Origin of the sequence: Micromonospora echinofusca (assembly GCF_900091445.1) — a bacterium.
GTDB classification, from domain to species: Bacteria; Actinomycetota; Actinomycetes; order Mycobacteriales; family Micromonosporaceae; genus Micromonospora; species Micromonospora echinofusca.
In genome coordinates, this window is sequence record NZ_LT607733.1 from 6,867,629 (window position 1) to 6,885,211 (window position 17,583).

Genomic DNA, 17,583 nt, shown 5'->3' on the forward strand with positions numbered 1-17,583 from the left:
GGGCGCGAGCCCGGGCCGGGGTGTCGCGGCGCGGGTACGGTGGGGTGCATGGCGCAGTTCGTGGACTGGGATCTGGCCGCCGCGACCGCGGGGGCACTGAGCAAGTCGGGCCCCCGGGTGTCGTACACCGAGGCCACCGACGTGGTCGCTGAGCTGCGGCGGCTGACCGACGAGGCGGCCGGGCACGTCGCCGACTACACGGGGCTGCGTTCGCAGGTCTCCCACCCGCCCGTGCGGGTGGTCGACCGGCGGGACTGGGCGGCCACCAACATCGCCGGGCTGCGCGAGGTAATCACCCCGTTGGTCGGCCGGCTCACCAAGGACAAGCAGCCGGGCGCGCTGACCGAGGCGATCGGCTCCCGGGTCACCGGCGTGCAGGCCGGCACCGTGCTCGCCTACCTCTCGGGCCGCGTCCTCGGCCAGTACGAGGTCTTCTCCGCCGACCCGGGGCAGTTGCTGCTGGTCGCGCCGAACATCGTCGAGGTGGAGCGCAAGCTGGGGGCCGACCCGCGCGACTTCCGGCTCTGGGTCTGCCTGCACGAGGTGACCCACCGCACCCAGTTCACGGCCGTGCCGTGGATGCGCGCGTACTTCCTCAGCGAGGTGCAGGCCTTCGTGGACGCGTCGTCCAGCGGCGGCGAGCACCTGCTGGAGCGGCTGCGCCGGGGCGTCGCCACGCTCTCGGACGCGGTGAAGGACCCCGAGAGCCGCACCAGCGTGCTGGACATCGTCCAGACCCCGGGGCAGCGGGCCGTGCTGGACCGGCTCACCGCGCTGATGACCCTGCTGGAGGGGCACGCCGAGTTCGTCATGGACGGCGTCGGGCCGCAGGTCGTCCCGAGCGTGGACCGGATCCGGGCGGCGTTCAACCGGCGCCGGGAGGCCGGCAACCCGCTGGAGAAGGCCATCCGCCGGCTGCTCGGCATCGAGGTCAAGATGCGCCAGTACGCCGAGGGCCGCAAGTTCGTGCACGGCGTCGTCGACCGGGTCGGCATGGAGGGCTTCAACAAGATCTTCGGCTCGCCGCTCACCCTGCCCCGGCTCGAGGAGCTGGGGGACCCGGACGCCTGGGTGGCGCGGGTGCACGGCCCGGTCGGCCCGGCGCCGACCGTCGGCTGACCGTACGCCCGTGGCCGCGCTCGCCCCGCCGGTGGCCGCGATCCGGGTCGCGGTCCGCCGCGCCCTGGCCGACCTGCCGCCCGGCGGACCGGTGCTGGTCGCCTGCTCGGGCGGCGCAGACTCGCTCGCGTTGGCCGCCGCCACCGCGTTCGTGGCGCCCCGGACGGGTCGCACCGCCGGCCTGGTGACGATCGACCACGGGCTCCAGGAGGGGTCGGCGCAGCGGGCCGCGGCAGTGGCGACGTGGGCCCGCGAGGTCGGCCTGGCGCCGGTCGAGTCGGTGCGGGTCGAGGTGGCCGGCCGGCCGGGCGGTCCCGAGGCGGCCGCCCGCGAGGCCCGCTACCGTGCGCTAGCCGAGGTCGCCCACCGGCTCGGGGCGGCGGCGCTGCTCACCGGGCACACCCGCGACGACCAGGCGGAGACGGTGCTGCTCGCGCTCGCCCGGGGCGCCGGCCCGCGCGGCCTGGCCGGGATGCCCGCCCGACGGGACCTCGACGGGGTGCCGCTGCTGCGACCGCTGCTCGAGGTCGGCCGGGAGCAGACCCGTACGGCGTGCGCGGTGCTCGGGCTGAGCCCGTGGGAGGACCCGCACAACGCCGACCCCTCGTACGCCCGGGCCCGGGTCCGGGCCGACCTGCTGCCCGCCCTGGTCCGCGCCCTCGGGCCGGGGGTGCTGGACAACCTGGCCCGGACCGCCCGGCTGGTGGCGGCGGACAACGCCGTCCTCGACGGGCTGGCCGCCGCCGCGCTGGCCGACGTCCGCCACCCGGACGGCGGCCTCGCCGTACGCGGGCTGGCCGATCTGCCGGCGGCGGTGCGCGGCCGGGTGCTGCACGCCTGGGCCCGGGAGCTGGGCGCCCCGCCCGCCGCCCTGTCGCACCGGCACGTGACCGCCCTGGACGCGCTGGTCACCGGCTGGCGCGGGCAGGGCGCGGCGCACCTGCCGGGCGGGCTGCGGGTGCTGCGCCGCGACGGCCGGCTCGCCGCCATCGTTCCCCGCTGATCCGTTCCGCCGGACGGTGCCCCCGTGGCGCCCCGGAGCCGGGCCCGTGGCCCCGGCGCCGGGTCCCGTCGGCACGGGGCCCGGTTCCGGGGCCACGGGATCCGCCGGGAGGCGGTAGACATGGCGCATGGCGTACCCCCGACAGCCGCTCTTCGCGCCGCACGGCGCGGTGGCGACGAGCCAGCCGCTGGCCGCGGCGGCCGGCCTGGCCGTGCTGCGACGCGGCGGCAACGCCGTCGACGCGGCCCTGGCCACGGCGATCACCCTGACCGTGGTGCAGCCCCCGTCCAACGACATCGGCGGCGACCTGTTCGCGATCGTCTGGGACGGCGAGCGGCTGCACGGCCTCAACGCCTCCGGCCGGTCCCCGGCGGCCCTGACCCGCGAGCGGGTGCTCGCCGCGACCGGGGGGCGCGGTGCCGCCGCGGTCGACGCGTTGGGCGGCGCGCAGCGGGCGGGCCCGGCGATGCCGGCCCGGGGCTGGCTGCCGGTGACCGTGCCCGGCGCGCCGGCCGGCTGGCGCGACCTGCACGACCGGTTCGGCTCGCTGCCCTTCGCCGACCTCTTCGCCGACGCGATCGGCTACGCCGAGCACGGCCACCCGATCTCCCCGGGGGTGTCGGCGATCTGGTCCCGCGCGCTCGCCGCGCAGGTCGACGCCACCGGGCCTGAGCTCGCGGAGTTCGACCGGGTGTTCGCCCCCGGTGGCCGGGCGCCCCGGGCGGGGGAGCGGTGGCGCAACCCGGACGCGGCGCGGACCCTGCGGCTGATCGCCGAGACCGGGGCGGAGGACTTCTACCGGGGCGGGATCGCGGCGGCGCTGGCCGCGCACGCGGCCCGCACCGGCGGCCTGCTCACCGGCGACGACCTGGCCCGGCACGCCTCGACCTGGGTGACCCCCGTGTCCGCCCGCTACCGGGGCCACGAGGTCTGGGAGCTGCCGCCCAACGGGCAGGGCCTGGCGGCGCTGCTGGCGCTGCACATCCTGGACGGTGCGGAGCTGGCCGGGCTGCCGCTCGCCGAGCGGCTGCACCGGCAGATCGAGGCGACGAAACTCGGCTTCGCCGACGCGCACGCCCACGTCGCCGACCCGGAGCGGGTGCCGGTGCCGACGGAGGCGCTGCTCTCGCCGGCCTACGCGGCGGCCCGCCGCGCGCTGATCACCGAGCGGGCCGGGGAGCCGACGGCCGGCGACCCGGAGCGCGGCGGCACGGTCTATCTCTGCACCGCCGACGCCGACGGCATGATGGTCAGCCTGATCCAGTCGACCTACCTGGCCTTCGGCTCCCGCGTGGTGCTGCCCGGGCACGGCTTCGCGTTGCAGAACCGAGGGCTGGGGTTCCGCCTCGATCCCGCCCACCCCAACGTGGTGGGGCCGGCGAAGCGGCCCTACCACACCATCATCCCGGGCTTCCTCACCCGCGACGGGCGGCCCGTGGGCCCGTTCGGGGTGATGGGCGGGCACATGCAGCCGCAGGGGCACGTGCAGCTGGTCTCGGCGACCCTGGACGGCGGGCTCGACCCGCAGGCCGCGCTGGACGCGCCGCGCTGGTACTGGCACGCCGGCCGCTCGGTGCTGGTCGAACCGGAGCTGGTCGCCACCGCCGAGGGGCGTGCCGCCGTCGCCGAGCTGCGGGCCCGGGGTCACGAGGTCGCCGTGGCGGAGGAGCCGGCGGTCTTCGGCCACGGGCAGGCGATCTGGCGGCTGCCGGACGGCGGATACGCGGTCGGCTCGGAGCCCCGGGTGGGCGGGGGAATGCTCGGCTGGTGACCGGCGGGCCGCCGGCCCCGCTCCCGGTGCCGTGGTCCGTCGCTGCGGGGCCGGGGCTCAGGCCTGCACGCGTTTGCGGAAGGTGGTCCGGTAGGTGTGCGGGGTGGCGCCGACCCGGCGGGCGAAGTGGTGCCGCAGCGCCGCCGAGTCGCCGAAGCCGGCCCGGTCGGCGACGGCCTCGACGCTGAGCCCGGTCTCCTCCAGCAGCCGTCGGGCCAGCAGCACCCGCTGGTTGGTCAGCCAGTCGTGGGGCGTGGTGCCGGTCTCGGCGCGGAACCGCCGGGCGAACGTGCGCGGGGACATCCCCGCCCGGGCGGCCAGCTCGTCGACGGTGACCGGGCGGTCCAGGTGCCGCATGAGCCACTCCAGCACCGGTTCCAGGGTCGGCGCCTCGGGGGTAACGGGGACGGGCGCCTCGACGTACTGCGCCTGCCCGCCGTCGCGGTGCGGGGGCACCACCATCCGGCGGGCCAGCCGGGTGGCCGTGGCGGAGCCGTGCTCCTGGCGGACCAGGTGCAGGCAGGCGTCGATGCCGGCGGCCGTTCCGGCGCTGGTGAGCAGGCGGTCGTCCTGCACGTAGAGCGCGTTGCACCGGACCCTGGCGCTCGGGTGGCGGCGTTGCAGCTCGTCGACGTAGCGCCAATGGGTGGTGCATTCCCGGCCGTCGAGCAGGCCGGCCTCGCCCAGCACGAACGCGCCGGAGCAGACGCTGAACACGTACGCCCCCCGGTCGGCGGCCCGGCGCAGCGCGGCGAGCGCGGTGGCCGGCACGACGGTGCCGTCCTGGTGGGCCGGGACGGCGACCAGGTCCGCCTCCTCCAGCGGGCCGAGGTCGGCGTGCGGGGTCAGGTGGAAGCCCGACGAGGTGCGGACCGGAGCCGCGTCGGGGCTGCACACGTGGAAGCGGTAGCCGGGGAACCCGTCGGCGGTGCGGTCGGTCCCGAAGACCTCCGCGAGGACTCCGAGCTCGAACGTGGCGACCCGGTCCAGAGCGAGGACGGCGACCGATCTGAGCATGTGACGAGGGTAACCGTCCGGTTGGCAGGAAATCGAGGGGAGGTGGCAATCCTGCCACTGTCCGGGCGGCGGTGACCGGCGGAAACTGGTTCCAGTCCGGTGCGCACCGGCGGCGAAACCGACAGCAACCATGCGAAAGTGAGCGCCGCCATGGAGATCCTGCTCTTCCTCTTCTTCCTCGTCCTCCTCGCCCTGGCCTCGGCCGTCGGCCTCACCGCCGACAGCCGGGACTCGGCCGACTGGAAGCCGTCCGACGACGGTCGGCGCTGGCGGTCCCGTCCCTGCTGAGGTGGAATGCGGCCTTCGTGGCGTTAGTCCGGGGTGGGACCGCGCCCAAAAGGGGCGGCCCCGCCGACGGGGGCCATCCGGCGTACGGCAGGCTAGGAGCCATGGCTGACGGCTCCTGGTACGACGCCGACATCGACCACGTGATCATCTCCGAGGCGCAGATCCGCGAGAAGACCGCGGAACTCGCCAAGCAGGTCTCGGCGGACTACGCCGACGTCGATGACGGGCTCCTGTTGGTCTGCGTCCTCAAGGGCGCGGTGATGTTCATGGCCGACTTCGCCCGGGCGCTGGGCCGCAGCGGGCCGCCCGCCGAGCTGGAGTTCATGGCCGTCTCCTCCTACGGCCAGGGCACCACCTCCTCCGGGGTGGTCCGCATCCTCAAGGACCTGGACCGGGACATCGCCGGCCGGCACGTGGTCGTGGTCGAGGACATCGTCGACTCGGGTCTCACCCTGTCGTGGCTGCTGCGCTACCTGGAGTCCCGCTCGGCCGCGAGCGTCGAGGTGGTGGCGCTGTTCCGCAAGCCCGACGCGGTCAAGGTGCCGGTGCCGGTGAAGTACGTCGGCTTCGACATCCCGACCGAGTTCGTCGTCGGCTACGGCCTCGACTTCGGCGAGCGCTACCGCGAACTGCCCTACGTCGGCGTGCTCAAGCCCGAGGTGTACGCCCGGACCTGAGCCCGCCCGGACCTGAGCCCGCCCGCGTCGGGCCCGCCACATCGCCGCCGGTCGAGCGGACGTTCAGCGGGCTCTCAGCGAGCCGGACTACGGTGGAGGCCGGTGGCGTGGAGGCTCCCTCCACGCCCGACCCCCGAACCGCGGGACCGGGCGGACGGGAGGCCGGGCGCGGAGCTCGCGTCACGCCGGCTGGACCCGGTTCGCCCTACGCGTAATTGTTGGGCTCGCAGGCCCGCTCCGCGCGCGAACGATGATCGGATCGTGCGCGTACGCGGGGCTCGCAAGCTCGCTCGTGCGCGCACAGCTGTTCCCTTTGTGCGTCACTGCGGGGCTCGCAAGCTCACTCCTCGCGTGCACGGTGTACCGTCGAATGACCGCGGCGCGGCAGTTTCGCGCCTCGGGGTCGAGCCGGCCCGCACGGCGGCTCCGGCCGCCGCCGCAGGCGGCGACACCATCAGACGGTCAGGACGTCGATCAGGAGGATGCGGGCGCCTCGGCGCTCGACAACAGCATGGAACGTACGCGTTTCTTCCGCCGACCGGTGGTCTGGATCATCCTGGTCATCCTCGGCGCCGTTGTGCTCAGTCAACTGTTCACCGCTGGTCCCAGCTACCACCGGGTGGACACTTCCATTGCGCTCGACCAGCTCAACAAGGGCGGCATCGACAAGGTCGTCTTCCAGGACAAGGAGCAGACGCTCCGGCTCGACCTGAAGGACAAGGCCAAGTTCGGTGACACCGACACCGACCGGATCGAGGCGCAGTTCCCCTACGAGGTCGGCGACGAGGTCTGGAACGAGGTCCTCGAGGCCAAGGCGAACAACCGGGTCACCGGCCCGGCCAACGTCGAGGTGTCGTCTGACAGCATCTGGGTGAGCCTGCTGGTCAACCTGCTCCCGATCGCCCTGCTGGTGCTCCTGCTGCTCTTCTTCATGTCGCAGATGCAGGGCGGCGGCTCCCGGGTGCTCAACTTCGGCAAGTCCAAGGCGAAGATGATCACCAAGGACACGCCGAAGACCACGTTCGCGGACGTGGCCGGGGCCGAGGAGGCCGTCGAGGAGCTGCACGAGATCAAGGACTTCCTGCAGAACCCGGCGAAGTACCAGGCCCTGGGCGCCAAGATCCCGAAGGGTGTGCTGCTCTTCGGCCCGCCCGGCACCGGTAAGACGCTGCTGGCCCGCGCCGTCGCCGGCGAGGCCGGGGTGCCCTTCTACTCGATCTCCGGCTCGGACTTCGTGGAGATGTTCGTCGGTGTCGGCGCCAGCCGGGTCCGCGACCTCTTCGAGCAGGCCAAGGCGAACGCGCCGGCCATCGTCTTCGTCGACGAGATCGACGCCGTCGGCCGCCACCGCGGCGCCGGCATGGGCGGCGGTCACGACGAGCGCGAGCAGACCCTCAACCAGCTGCTCGTCGAGATGGACGGCTTCGACACCAAGGGCGGGGTCATCCTGATCGCCGCCACCAACCGGCCGGACATCCTCGACCCGGCGCTGCTGCGCCCGGGCCGCTTCGACCGGCAGATCCCGGTGGATGCCCCCGACATGGAGGGCCGCAAGGCGATCCTGCGGGTGCACGCCAAGGGCAAGCCGTTCACCCCCGACGTCGACCTCGACGCGGTGGCCCGGCGTACCCCAGGCTTCAGCGGTGCCGACCTGGCCAACGTGATCAACGAGTCCGCACTGCTCACCGCCCGTAAGGACCAGCGTGCGATCACCAACGACTCCCTGGAGGAGTCGATCGACCGGGTGATCGCCGGTCCGCAGCGCCGCACCCGGGTGATGAGCGACCAGGAGAAGAAGATCACCGCGTACCACGAGGGTGGGCACGCGCTGGTCGCCTGGGCGTTGCCGCACGCCGCGCCGGTGCACAAGGTGACGATCCTGTCCCGCGGTCGGTCGCTGGGCCACACCCTGGTCCTGCCCACCGAGGACAAGTACACCCAGACCCGCGCCGAGATGGTCGACACCCTGGCGTACGCACTGGGTGGCCGGGCCGCCGAGGAGTTGGTCTTCCACGAGCCGACCACGGGCGCCGGCAACGACATCGAGAAGGCCACCCAGCTGGCCCGCGCGATGATCACGCAGTACGGCATGAGCTCCAAGCTCGGCGCGATCAAGTACGGCACCAGCGGCGACGAGCCGTTCCTCGGCCGCAACATGGGCCACGAGCGGGACTACTCCGACGCCGTCGCCGCCGAGATCGACGGCGAGATGCGGGCGCTGATCGAGCTGGCCCACGACGAGGCCTGGGAGATCCTGGTGGAATACCGGGACGTCCTGGACAACATCGTGCTGGAGCTGATGGAGAAGGAGACCCTCTCCACCGCCGACATGGCCCGGATCTGCGCCCGGGTGGCCAAGCGACCGCCGATGGCGCCGTACAACGGCTTCGGCAAGCGCCAGCCCTCCACCGAGCCGCCGGTGCTCACGCCGGCCGAGAAGGACGCGCTGAAGGTGCAGGCCCAGGCCGACGGCGCCCAGGCCACGGTGGGCGGCGGCACCGCGAGCAACTCCAACAACTCGGACGGTACGCACTGAGCACCGACCCGACGGCCAGTTCCCGGGAGCACCGGGAACTGGCCGTCTCCGCGACCGAGCCGGACGGCGACGACACCCTCGACTACGTCGCCGCGCGCCTGATCAGCGGCAAGCTCACCGGCAGGCCCATCGAGGAGACCATGGACCTCGGGCGGATCGAGAAGGCGGTCCGCGAGATCCTCATCGCCGTCGGGGAGGACCCGGACCGCGACGGGCTCCAGCAGACGCCGGCCCGGGTCGCCCGCGCGTACGCGGAACTCTTCGCCGGCCTCCGGGTCGACCCGGCCCAGGTGCTCAGCACCACCTTCGAGGCCAACCACGAGGAGCTGGTGCTCGTCCGGGACATCGACGTGATGAGCCTCTGCGAGCACCACCTGCTGCCGTTCCGGGGCAGCGCGCACATCGGCTACATCCCCGGGCCGGACGGCCGGATCACCGGCCTGTCCAAGCTGGCCCGGCTGGTCGAGGTCTTCGCCCGTCGGCCCCAGGTGCAGGAGCGCCTCACCTCCCAGATCGCCGACCTGCTCATGGATCGCCTCGCGCCGCGCGGCGTGGTGGTGGTGCTCGAGTGCGAGCACATGTGCATGGCGATGCGCGGCATCCAGAAGTCGGGCGCCAAGACCATCACGTCCGCCGTACGCGGCACCCTTCAGCGCGACGCCAAGTCCCGCGCCGAGGCGATGGCGCTGATCATCCCCCGCTGACACCGCACGGACCGGCCGGCCGCCCCGCAACCCGGGTCGGCCGGCCGTCGCTCTGCGCGGTGGTGCTCAGCCGGCCAGCATCGCGAGCAACAGGCCCGCGCTGACCAGCACCGCCGGGACCAGGCACACCAGGGCGCCCAGCCGGGCCGTGCGCGCCATCCGGCCGCCCTCCGGCGGCGGGAAGAGCCGACCCACGCCGATCCAGCCCGCCGCGAACGCCACCGCCGGCATCGGCAGACCGCAGACCAACGCGGCCACGCTTGCCGCCCCGGTACCGGTCGCCACGAACAACGCCACCTGGATCGCCGGCACCAGCAGCGCCAGCGGCCCGTACACGAGCAGGTTCCGCAGGTGCGGCGGCCAGGCGGCCAGGCGCGGCAGGCCGCGCGCGGAGAGCGTCGCGTCCGCGGCGTCCGCCCGGCCCCGGGCGGCGCGCAACGCGGCCAGCACCGCCGCCGGCCCGCCCGCCATCGCCCGGGCCGCCTCGGTCAGCTCCGGCGGCGTCGGGACCAACGAGATCGGCGGTACGCCCCGCTCGCGCAACCGGGCCTCCTGCGAGGCCAACCGGGTGCGTACGGCGGTCAGCTCCTCGCGGGCGGCCTGCACCGACCGGGCCTGCTCGCCGGCGGCGGTGGCCGCGTCGCGGCGCACCCCGTCGAGCTGACGGGCGGCGGCGAGGTACTCGGTCCACGCGGCGGCCACCGCGTCGGCGTCCCCGCCGGTGCCCGCCTGCCCGCCGGTGCCCGCCTGCCCGGCCGTGCCCGCCTGCCCCGCCGGGTCGGTGCGTTCCGGTGCCGGATCGACCCCGGAACGCTGCCGCCCCGGCGCGGACTGTCCCGCCGTGGTCCGTGCCCCACCGCGGGTCATGCCGCCTCCTCCTCGCCGAAGGGGACCAGCATGGTGCCCTGCTCGCCGGGGCCGTCCCAGAGCACCGCCCGGCCCGGGCGGGGCCGCCACTGCACCTGCCGGCCGAAGACCGATGCGAGCTGCGCACCCGGCAGGTCCACCACGGCCACGGCGGCGAGCTTGTCCACCTCGCCCTCGGGTTCCAGCAGCGCGGCGAACGACGGCACCGTCCGCCAGCGGCCCAGCAGGTGCCGGCCGATGGGCGGCCCCTCCCGCAGCAGCGCGCGGAGCCGCTCCGGGGGCAGTTGCTCCGGCGTCGGCACGTCCAGTCCGAAGACCACCAGGAAGGCCGGCGCGGGGTCGTCCACGGCGGCGAGCAGGCCCGGGAGGTCCACCGTCTCCACCGGGTGGCGCCCCGCCAGGTCGGCTGCCAACGCCTCGACCACCGGGCGGCACTCCTCGTCCGGCGCGGCCAGCACGAAGCGGGCGCCCCCGGGGGCGTGGTGCACGGCCGCGCTGCGTACGGCGGTGACCAGCAGCCGGGCCGCCTCCGGCCCGGGCCCGAGCACGGCCAGGTTCCGCCCCGGCGCCGGCCCGAGCGACACCGCGACGGTGGTCCGGGGCACGTCCACCGCCCGGCCCAGCAGGGCGGCGGGCCCGGGTGCCTGCCCGGCGAGCGCCGCCCGGTACCGGGGATCGTTGCGCAGCATCGGGCGGGCGTAGCCGGCGAAGACCACCGGCGGGGACGCCCCCTCCGGGCGGGCCGACCAGAGCCGCTGCCGCAGCGCCTCGACGGTGTCGGGATGGTCCTGCGGGTCCGGGAACCGGACCATCCGCTCGTGCCCCCGGATCGCGCCCCGGGGCCCGCCGAGCCCGCCGGCGGTGTTCACCACCGCGCTGCCCACCGGCAGCCCGGCGGCCGAGTCGTTCGTCGGCTCCAGCACGGCACCTCCGCCGGGCAGCGCCACCCGCACCGGGAACTGCCCCAGCACCGAGTCCCGGTCGGTACGCGAGCCCAACCCCAGGTCGCCCTCGCCGGCCAACACCAGGTGCACCCCGTACGCACGTCCGGTGCGGGCCAGCGCGTCCAGCCGGGCGGCGGCCTCGGCGGCCAGCCGGTCCCGCTCGACGAAGAGCAGCGGCAGGTTGTCGAGCACGCACACGACCCGGGGCATCGCCCGGTGCTGGCGCAGCTCGGCGAAGCGTTGCCCGCCGGCCCGGGCGCCAGCCTCCTCGCGCCGGCGCACCTCCGCCACGAGATCGTCCAGCAGACTCAGCACGTACTCCCGGTCGGCCGCCATCGCGGCAGCCCGCACCTGCGGGATCCACGACCGGTCCCGCTCGGTCTGGAGAAACTCCACGAAGGACTCGGCGTCGGCGAGGTCCGCCAGGTAGAGGGCCAGCTCGTCGGGACCGTAGCGGGCGGTCAGGCCGAGCAGCGCGGTGGTGAGGAAGGTGGACCGACCCGCGCCCGAACGGCCACTGACCAGCCAGTGCGGCGTCAACTCCGAGAAACCGAGGGACACCGGCCGGCCACCGGCGTCCCCGACGGTCGTGGTCAGCCCGCCCACCCCGCTCGCCGTCCACAGCTCCTCGTCGGCCGCCGGCAGCAGGTCGGTCAGTGCCAGCCGGGAACCCGCCTCCACCTGCGCGGCCAGCCGGCGGCAGACCGCGTCGACGAGTTCGCCCGGCGGATCGGTCTCGATGAAGACCGGCGAGTTCAGCCCGCCCGGCGGCTCGGCGCCCGGCCCCGCGAACGGGCTGCCCGGCGGATCACCCAGCAGCGCGTACGCGGTGCGGACCGCCAGCGTCGTCGCCCTCGGCAGCGGCTCCCGGCCGCCCGCCGGGGGCCAGCCCGCCACGACGAGATGCAGGCCGGCGGACCGACCCGACCCGGCCAGGGCCACGATGCGGGCCAGGTCGGTGGGCCCGGTCGACTCGGGCAGTGCGGCGATCACCAGCAGCAGCGTCCGGTCGTGCCGGCGACGCCCGCTCGTCCCCGGGGCCACCCACTGCTCGGCCTCGGTGAGCACCGCCCGCAGACCCGCCACGTCCACCGCCGGCGGCGGCAGCAGGCCCGCGTCCGCGAGCGGCGCGAACGGCGCGAGGGCCGTGCCGGTCGCGTCGATCGCGCGGACCAGCAGCGCCCCGGCCGGGGTCGCCGCCAACAACCGCAGCAGTACGCCCCGCAGCAGCCCCGCCACCCGGGGATCGCGGGCGTCGACGTCCACCGCGAGGTGACCCGTGCCGAGCAGCGGCACCAAAGCGGGGAACCGGGCGTCGTCCAGCGGTGCCGCCGTACCGACCCGGACGAAGGGAGGCGGCCCCTCACCGGCCGGTGTGGTCGGTGCCGTCGTCTCCAGGGGAGCGCCCGCCCAGCCGGGAGCCAGCACCGCCGCCGCGGACCGGAGGCGGTCCGCCAGCTCGTACTGGCGGCGCTGATCGGCAGGGACGGGCCGGGTGTCGTCGAGGACGCTCGCGGCGGCAGTCGCGGTGGCGGCGGCCCGCCGATGCAGTGCGGCGGCGCGGTTGGTGCGTGCCTTCGGACCGACCACCGCGTCCACCCCCTCCGCCCGAGGTCGGCAACCCCTCCCCGCGCAGAGACCGTAACCCAGCCGGGCCGACTCGTCCGGGATGCGCGGCGACACTGCGCCGGGGATGTCGTGGATCTCACCGATGGGGAGTGGTCCGTCACGATCCGCTGCATCTGGGGCATTGGGTCTACCGCGTCCAGCCGCTAGCCTCAGAGGGTGGAATCAGTGCAGCCCCCCGCCGGTTCCCAGGTCTCCCGCGTACCGGCGCAACGGCCCCCCTCCGACCACCTGGCGCCGCCCTCGCCGGCCCCGGCGCCGGAGCGGCCACGGCGGCGGCTGCGCACCGTGCTCACGGTGGTCACGAGCGTCGTCGTGGCACTCTGCCTGGGCGGGGTGGCCGCCGGATTTGTGCTCTACAACCGGGCTGCGGCACCCGACCGGAGCGCGCCCGACGTGGTGGTGGACAACTACCTCCGTGCCTTCCTCGTGGACCGCAACGACACCCGGGCCAACCTCTTCACCTGCGAGGGAAACGGCGATCGAACAGCGGTCTCCGGCTTGCGCAGCGAGATCGAGCAGCGCGAGGCCGATTTCGGAGTCGTGGTCAGAGTCAGTTGGGGGCCACTCACCCGAACCGAGACGCGCGAAGGCGAATCGGTGGCCACGACGCTCACCATCTCCGGCTCAGCGAATGGCCAGCCTCGCAGTAGCAGGCACGAGGACTGGGTGTTCGAGGTGGTGGAGGGGAAGGAAGGCTGGCGGGTTTGCAGTGGACAGAAGGCCGGTTGAGCGTCACTCAATCCAGAGCAGATGCACCGGAACCTCTAGTGTGGTTGGTGACTGGCCTCGCCAGGCCCACCGGTACCAATCCACCTCCGGCGTCACCCGGACGCAGATGTCGCCTTCCGCTCCGGAGTAGGTCTCGGTGACGGCTCGCAGGTCCCGGTGCTCGACGGCGTCGACGACGTGCACCACCCGGCGACCCGTGACGGCGTCCGACTCGAAGACCGGGGTCGGAGCGCGGTGCGCCGGGGCGTCCAGGGAGACCAGGCGGACGCCCGTCTCGCGGTCCACCGACGCGTCCGGCCGCCGGGCCCCCACCGTCTCCACCCAGACCCGCTCAACTGGGATGAGCGGCGCGAAGACCTCCACCTGGTCGGACTCCGCCCGGTACCACTCGTGCTCGGGGATGACCGGAACGTAGGTCCGGCTGTTCTGCACCACCCGGTCGTCCGCGCGAAGGTCACCGCGCCAGCCGAGCCCCGGGAGGCCGACCAGCACACGCCGCCCACGGAGCTCGACGCGGCCGGTGGCCGGCACGATCTCGATCGGTCGGGGCGGCTGGGGCGCCCAGTCCGGATGGTCGGCGAACGGGTCGGGAAACGGCTCGTTCATGACGGCGAGCGTCTCATCCGACGCCCTTGAGCGGCGCGCCGCGCGACCGCATGAACGGCACCGGATCGATGGCGCCGCGGCTGCTCCGGTCCCCGTCCTCGTGTACCTCGAAGTGCAGGTGCGGGCCGGAGGAGTTGCCGCTGCTGCCCACTTCCCCGATGACCGCGCCGGCCTCGACGAGCTGGCCGACCTTGACCCGTGGCTTGCTCACCATGTGGCAGTAGCGGGTGATGAAGCCGCCGGCGTGCAGGACGTCGACGAACCAGCCGCAGCCCCCCTTGTTCGGCCAGCCGTCGACGTTGCACGTGAGCAGGTTCCGATTGTCCGGGTCGCAACGGGACACCAGGACGCGTCCGGTGGCGGCGACGCGGATGTCGGTGCCCTTCGGGGCGGCGATGTCGACCCCGTTGTGCCCCGGTCGGCTCGCGGTGCGGAAGCCCGAGCCGACGCCGCCGGGAATGGGAGCCGTCCAGCCCGAGGCCGCGATCTGCCCGGCGGCGGCCCGGTCGCACGCCTTCTTCCCGTCGACCAGCGCGATCCGGGCGGCCCCACCGGCCAGCGCGTTGACGATCCGGGCGGCCATGTCCTCGTGCTTGGCGTACGCGTCCGGGAAGGCGCTGATCTGCACGGCCTGAGCGGCCCGGGTCAGCGGCATCGTCTCCCAGCCGGGCACCTTGACGAGCTTCTCGTAGAACTTCCGGGCGGCGTACTCGGGCGTCATCCGCTGCGCCACGGTGCCCCAGCCCGCCCGCTGCTGGAACAGCCCGACGGAGTCGTGATCGGCACCGACGCCCTCGTTGGGCAGGTTCTCGGACTCGCCGACGGTCCGGTTCGCCAGGTTGCGCAGCCGGGACTCCTGCATGGCGGTCGCCACGGCGATCACCCAGCCGCGCGGCGGCACCTTCATCTCCTGCCCGACCTTGATGATCCGAGCGGCGTTACGAAGCTGGACCTGACCGTAGCCGGACATCCGGGGGATCTTGCCGCGAACATCAACCTGGTAGTTCTCCTTGCAGTCCATGCTCACCGGGGCCATGTCCGTGGACTCGCCGCCCAACTCCGTGAGGAAGAAGGCCCCGGCACCGCCGGTGCAGCAGAGCAGGGCGAGCGTCGCCGTCAACGCGGCGGCCAGTGCGCCGAGTCGGAGCTGTCGACCGCGCGGTCGCGTCCCGTCGCTCATTTCTGCTCCCAGTCCACGGCGTCCACCAGCCAGCGCCCGTCGGGCGCCACCAGTTCGAGGCGGAGCCGACCCGTGTCGAGCGGAACCAGCACCTCGACGAAGTTCTCGGCCCGGGGCTGAAGAGTGACGTCACCGTCGACCTGACCGGTCGGCACCCCGGACGGGTCGACGCCGGCCAGCTTGTCGGTCAGCACCGGGGTGGACAGGGGACGCAGGCCCTCCTGCCACTGCTCCGCCGTGGTGCCCGGTTTGCCGAGCCAGGCGGCGACGAAGCGTTCGGCGGTCTGCTCCGGTGTGAGTTCGCCGGGGCGGGTGACCGGGGACGGCGGAGCGCCCGTCGAGAACGCGCCGTCATCACCGGTGGTGGGGGCGACCGTGGTGATCGGTCGGTCGGGGCGGTTGCTGAGCCCGGAGGTGGGATCGCCCGGCCCGGACACGAGCCGCGCCGCGCCGATGATCCCGAACACGAGTACGGCGATGCCGACCGCGATGCCGAGCCGGGACCGGAGTACCCGGGTGACCAGGAATTCGACTGTCCGCCGCATCGCACTCACCGCGCCTCGGAGCGGATCCGCGGGGTGGGTCGGTCAGGCGCGCGCTCGGCGGACCCGGGACGGTAGATGGCGAACGAGGGGCTCTCGTCCGGCACGTCCGGCTCGGTCCAGGCGGCCGGCTGCCGCCGCCGGGGCCTGGGTGCGACCGGGCGCGAGGTCTCCCGGTCCTCGGTCGGCGTCGGCTCTTCGGTGGCCTGCTCGCGGCCGTTGGGACGCTGCCGCTCCTCTGTGCCACGGGTGGCGGGGCCGCCACGGTTGGCGGCGTGTGCCGGATCCTCCAGCCGTGCCTCGGGTCGGAGGGTGCGCTGCTCCGCCACCACGGTCCGACGCCGGCCCATCGTCGGCTCGGCCGTCCCGCCGGGTTCCGCGACGTCGAGCCGGGCGGCGGTGCGCATGTCCCGGAAGAAGCGCCGGTGCCACGAGCCGGCCGAGCCGACCGCCTCGCTGCTGTCCTTGCCCCCGAGTTGGGTGATCCGGCGGTAGGGGCGCAGCAGCAGCCAGCCGACCACGCCGCAGAGCCAGACCAGCACCACCTGGAGCCAGCCGGGCAGGGTCGGCGTGCTCATGATGAGGTCGACTGCGAAGAGATAGATGGCGGCGCCGGTGCCGAAGATGGCGATGTTGAAGACGGCGGCGACCACCGCGTTCGCCAGCCGTCGCAACCCGGCGCTGGCCGGGCGCATCAGGCCCACCGTGCCGAGGATCGGCGCGGCGATCACCGCCCACCGGAAGATCAGGAAGCCCAGCAGCACCAGCAGCGAGGCGGTCAGGTCGAACATCGCGAAGAGAACCGCGGCCACTACGGCGATGAATCCGGCACCCACCCGGTCCATGTCCCGAACACCCTGGAGGTACTCGTACGCCTCCGGGTCCTCGGTCTCGATCTGCTGCGCCACCCGCGCCCACTGCTGTTGCTTCGCCTTGATGGTGGCAGGTCGCGTGGCCGGGTTCGACCGGAGCTTCGCCGCCTCCTCCCAGGAGAGCGACTTCGCGTCGTAGAGCGCCGGTCCGTACTTCTTCGCGGTCTCGCTGTCTGCTGAGCCGAGCACGCCTCGCAGCCAGTTGCGGTAGAGCATCGCCTCGGTGGCCGTGTCACTGGCCCGTACGGCTGGCGGACGATTGTCTTTACAGGCCGCCGGGTTCGGGTCATCGCACTGGCCGGGTGGCGTGTCCTTGGTGGCGGGGCCGACCGCGTCGTGGACCACGCCCAGGGTGGTGACGAGGGTGCCGTCGGCGATGTTGGCCGACTTGACCGGCCAGGCGGCCAGGGCGGTCACCGCCACCATCACCAGCAGGGCCCAGCCCGCCGTGGTCATCGCGTTGCTCATGTCCGACTGGCGGGAGCGCCAGAGCAGGTACAGGCCGACCACGCAGAGGGTCACGATGCCGAAGACGCTGAACACCTTCTGGTAGACGGCCTTGGTCGCCTGGTCCACCAGCGGGTCGGCCCAGCCCCACATCGAGCGCGGGTCCCAGGCACGTTCCCGCAGCGCGTTCGAAGCGCCCACGATCGCTGTGGCGATCATGAACTCGCCGTTGGCCACCGTGTTGGTGAACTTGTAGTCGGGGTGCAGCACCGCGGTCGCGCAGCCGTCGACGTCGTACGTCGAGTAGCTGTACCCCGCGTAGCCGTAGTCGCTGTAGAAGCCCTTCGGGCCCAGTTGCTTGGCCGACTCCGGGCGGGACGCGAACCAGCCGGCGAGCCCGGAGTCGGGGGCGCCGGGAGTGGGGGCGTTCCGGCACTTGACCTCGGAGTCGGCGACCTCCTTGAGCTTGGCGACGCAGGCGCGGAAGTCGGCCTGCCACTCCGGGGTGGTGCAGAGGTCGGCGTTCGCCTGGGCCGTCAGCGGTGCGGGGGCGGCCGCCGCGGCACCGACTGCCGGCCAGCCGATGGTCGCCCCGGCGAGTACGCCGACCGCGAGCAGGAACGCCGCCAACCGTGCCCGGGCCCGCGCCATG

The 17,583-nt window shown here is 74.1% G+C and carries 15 protein-coding genes; 8 read left to right on the forward strand and 7 right to left on the reverse strand.

The window, feature by feature from the left end:
- Positions 1-48: 48 nt before the first annotated feature.
- The 3 genes from GA0070610_RS29640 (at position 49) to GA0070610_RS29650 (ending at position 3,893) form a co-directional block, all read left to right on the forward strand.
- Positions 49-1,119, forward strand: coding sequence for a zinc-dependent metalloprotease (locus GA0070610_RS29640; RefSeq protein WP_089003074.1), 1,071 nt, complete (start codon positions 49-51; stop codon positions 1,117-1,119).
- A 10-nt stretch (positions 1,120-1,129) separates the two neighbouring features.
- A complete protein-coding gene (gene tilS / locus GA0070610_RS29645; protein ID WP_089003075.1) occupies positions 1,130-2,122 on the forward strand; it encodes a tRNA lysidine(34) synthetase TilS in 993 nt (330 codons plus the stop codon).
- Between the two features lie 127 nt (positions 2,123-2,249).
- A complete protein-coding gene (locus tag GA0070610_RS29650) occupies positions 2,250-3,893 on the forward strand; it encodes a gamma-glutamyltransferase family protein (RefSeq protein WP_089003076.1) in 1,644 nt (547 codons plus the stop codon).
- Between the two features lie 57 nt (positions 3,894-3,950).
- Here the strand turns inward: GA0070610_RS29650 and GA0070610_RS29655 are convergent, their stop codons facing one another.
- Positions 3,951-4,910 (reverse strand): GlxA family transcriptional regulator, encoded by a 960-nt coding sequence (locus GA0070610_RS29655; protein ID WP_089003077.1) that lies wholly within the window; start codon positions 4,908-4,910, stop codon positions 3,951-3,953.
- A 138-nt stretch (positions 4,911-5,048) separates the two neighbouring features.
- Between GA0070610_RS29655 and GA0070610_RS30775 the strand changes: the two genes are divergently transcribed.
- The 4 genes from GA0070610_RS30775 (at position 5,049) to folE (ending at position 9,115) form a co-directional block, all read left to right on the forward strand.
- On the forward strand, positions 5,049-5,198 hold the full coding sequence (locus GA0070610_RS30775; RefSeq protein WP_157747276.1) for a hypothetical protein: 150 nt from the start codon (positions 5,049-5,051) through the stop codon (positions 5,196-5,198).
- Between the two features lie 101 nt (positions 5,199-5,299).
- Positions 5,300-5,875 carry a hypoxanthine phosphoribosyltransferase gene (gene hpt / locus GA0070610_RS29660; RefSeq protein WP_089003078.1) on the forward strand — a complete coding sequence of 192 codons (576 nt, stop codon included), beginning with the start codon at positions 5,300-5,302 and terminating at the stop codon, positions 5,873-5,875.
- Between the two features lie 511 nt (positions 5,876-6,386).
- Positions 6,387-8,411 carry an ATP-dependent zinc metalloprotease FtsH gene (ftsH, locus tag GA0070610_RS29665; RefSeq protein ID WP_089003079.1) on the forward strand — a complete coding sequence of 675 codons (2,025 nt, stop codon included), beginning with the start codon at positions 6,387-6,389 and terminating at the stop codon, positions 8,409-8,411.
- 38 nt (positions 8,412-8,449) lie between these two features.
- The gene (folE, locus tag GA0070610_RS29670) at positions 8,450-9,115 is read left to right on the forward strand and encodes a GTP cyclohydrolase I FolE (protein WP_089003080.1); all 666 of its coding nucleotides are present in this window, start codon (positions 8,450-8,452) and stop codon (positions 9,113-9,115) included.
- A gap of 66 nt (positions 9,116-9,181) precedes the next feature.
- Here folE and GA0070610_RS29675 read toward each other — a convergent pair whose 3' ends face one another.
- Together GA0070610_RS29675 and GA0070610_RS29680 are read right to left on the reverse strand one after the other, a co-directional pair.
- Positions 9,182-9,982 carry a hypothetical protein gene (locus GA0070610_RS29675; protein ID WP_089003081.1) on the reverse strand — a complete coding sequence of 267 codons (801 nt, stop codon included), beginning with the start codon at positions 9,980-9,982 and terminating at the stop codon, positions 9,182-9,184.
- Positions 9,979-12,525 carry an FtsK/SpoIIIE domain-containing protein gene (locus GA0070610_RS29680; RefSeq protein ID WP_089003082.1) on the reverse strand — a complete coding sequence of 849 codons (2,547 nt, stop codon included), beginning with the start codon at positions 12,523-12,525 and terminating at the stop codon, positions 9,979-9,981. Before GA0070610_RS29680 ends, GA0070610_RS29675 begins: the two co-directional genes overlap by 4 nt.
- A gap of 195 nt (positions 12,526-12,720) precedes the next feature.
- Here GA0070610_RS29680 and GA0070610_RS29685 point away from each other — a divergent pair, with 195 nt between their 5' ends.
- The gene (locus tag GA0070610_RS29685; RefSeq protein WP_172896731.1) at positions 12,721-13,284 is read left to right on the forward strand and encodes a hypothetical protein; all 564 of its coding nucleotides are present in this window, start codon (positions 12,721-12,723) and stop codon (positions 13,282-13,284) included.
- Between the two features lie 3 nt (positions 13,285-13,287).
- On the opposite strand, the gene GA0070610_RS29690 is transcribed toward GA0070610_RS29685, so the two are convergent.
- The 4 genes from GA0070610_RS29690 to GA0070610_RS29705 are packed head-to-tail and all read right to left on the reverse strand — an operon-like array spanning position 13,288 to position 17,582.
- Positions 13,288-13,890 (reverse strand): hypothetical protein, encoded by a 603-nt coding sequence (locus GA0070610_RS29690; protein WP_089003084.1) that lies wholly within the window; start codon positions 13,888-13,890, stop codon positions 13,288-13,290.
- Positions 13,891-13,903: 13 nt separating this feature from the next.
- Positions 13,904-15,070, reverse strand: a complete 1,167-nt coding sequence (locus tag GA0070610_RS29695; protein WP_089003085.1) for a M23 family metallopeptidase — start codon at positions 15,068-15,070, stop codon at positions 13,904-13,906.
- Positions 15,067-15,615 (reverse strand): hypothetical protein, encoded by a 549-nt coding sequence (locus tag GA0070610_RS29700; RefSeq protein WP_157747277.1) that lies wholly within the window; start codon positions 15,613-15,615, stop codon positions 15,067-15,069. The genes GA0070610_RS29695 and GA0070610_RS29700 overlap by 4 nt, the downstream gene beginning before the upstream one ends.
- Positions 15,616-15,620: 5 nt before the next feature.
- Positions 15,621-17,582: an MFS transporter gene (locus GA0070610_RS29705; RefSeq protein ID WP_089003087.1), complete on the reverse strand. Its 1,962-nt coding sequence runs from the start codon at positions 17,580-17,582 to the stop codon at positions 15,621-15,623.
- Between the last annotated feature and the right edge of the window lies 1 nt (position 17,583).

Coding starts and splice junctions, on each gene's coding strand:
- GA0070610_RS29700 (WP_157747277.1), bottom strand. CDS start 15,615: ATGCGGCGGACAGTCGAATTCCTGGTCACCCGGGTACTCCGGTCCCGG.
- GA0070610_RS29640 (WP_089003074.1), top strand. CDS start 49: ATGGCGCAGTTCGTGGACTGGGATCTGGCCGCCGCGACCGCGGGGGCA.
- GA0070610_RS29690 (WP_089003084.1), bottom strand. CDS start 13,890: ATGAACGAGCCGTTTCCCGACCCGTTCGCCGACCATCCGGACTGGGCG.
- GA0070610_RS29655 (WP_089003077.1), bottom strand. CDS start 4,910: ATGCTCAGATCGGTCGCCGTCCTCGCTCTGGACCGGGTCGCCACGTTC.
- GA0070610_RS29675 (WP_089003081.1), bottom strand. CDS start 9,982: ATGACCCGCGGTGGGGCACGGACCACGGCGGGACAGTCCGCGCCGGGG.
- hpt (WP_089003078.1), top strand. CDS start 5,300: ATGGCTGACGGCTCCTGGTACGACGCCGACATCGACCACGTGATCATC.
- GA0070610_RS29695 (WP_089003085.1), bottom strand. CDS start 15,070: ATGAGCGACGGGACGCGACCGCGCGGTCGACAGCTCCGACTCGGCGCA.
- GA0070610_RS29705 (WP_089003087.1), bottom strand. CDS start 17,582: ATGGCGCGGGCCCGGGCACGGTTGGCGGCGTTCCTGCTCGCGGTCGGC.
- ftsH (WP_089003079.1), top strand. CDS start 6,387: ATGGAACGTACGCGTTTCTTCCGCCGACCGGTGGTCTGGATCATCCTG.
- GA0070610_RS29650 (WP_089003076.1), top strand. CDS start 2,250: ATGGCGTACCCCCGACAGCCGCTCTTCGCGCCGCACGGCGCGGTGGCG.